This window comes from Pseudomonas sp. GD03903 (assembly GCF_029840045.1).
GTDB lineage: Bacteria > Pseudomonadota > Gammaproteobacteria > Pseudomonadales > Pseudomonadaceae > Pseudomonas > Pseudomonas pseudonitroreducens.
The window spans coordinates 1-652 of the sequence record NZ_JAOCBT010000070.1 but is presented as its reverse complement, the minus strand read 5'-3'; the positions used below and the strand labels follow the sequence as shown (position 1 = coordinate 652).

The 652-nt window shown below is 67.2% G+C and carries 1 protein-coding gene; it reads left to right on the top strand.

Translation table 11 applies throughout. The features are described 5' to 3' along the window. Positions 1-652: OmpA family protein (locus N5C91_RS31845; protein WP_279834526.1), on the top strand; the 652-nt coding region annotated here is incomplete at both ends.

Here is a 652-nt window from a genome sequence, read left to right as displayed (position 1 = left end):
TGTTCCCGAACAAGCCCAGATCGTCATGTACCGCGGCCAGGATGCCGGCAAGGAAGCCGCCCACGTCTACATCGACGGCCACCTGCAAAGCGCCCTGATGCCCGGCGGCTACACCGTGTTCTGCACCCCGGCGGGCGAGCACGCGCTGGAGTCCTACATCGGTGACGCACCGCTGTACGTCGGCAAACGCAACCCGGCGAGCTTCGCCAAACTCTCCGGTGGCCAGACCTACGTACTGGAAGCCCCGGTGATGCCGCACCAGAGCACCCCCATCGTGCACACCGGCAAGGACGCCCAGCAGAGCCTGCAAGGCCTGCGCCGGCAAGTCCACGTCATCAGCCGCGCGCCCTCCGTGGTGCCGTGCCAGACCGAAACCAAGCTGAGCCTGCGCAGCGACGTGCTGTTCCAGTTCGGCAAGGGTGGCTACAACGACCTGACCGCCGAAGGCCGCAGCCAACTGGGCCAGGTGGTGCAGGAAATCCAACAGCAGCCAGGGCGCATCAGTGGCATCGAAGTGATCGGCCACGCCGACCCGATCGGCAAGGCCCAGCCCAACCAGACCCTGTCGCAGCAACGCGCCGAGACTGTGCGCCGCGTGCTGCTGGAGCAGGGCGTGCAGAGCCAACTGGTACACGCCAGCGGCCGTGGCAGC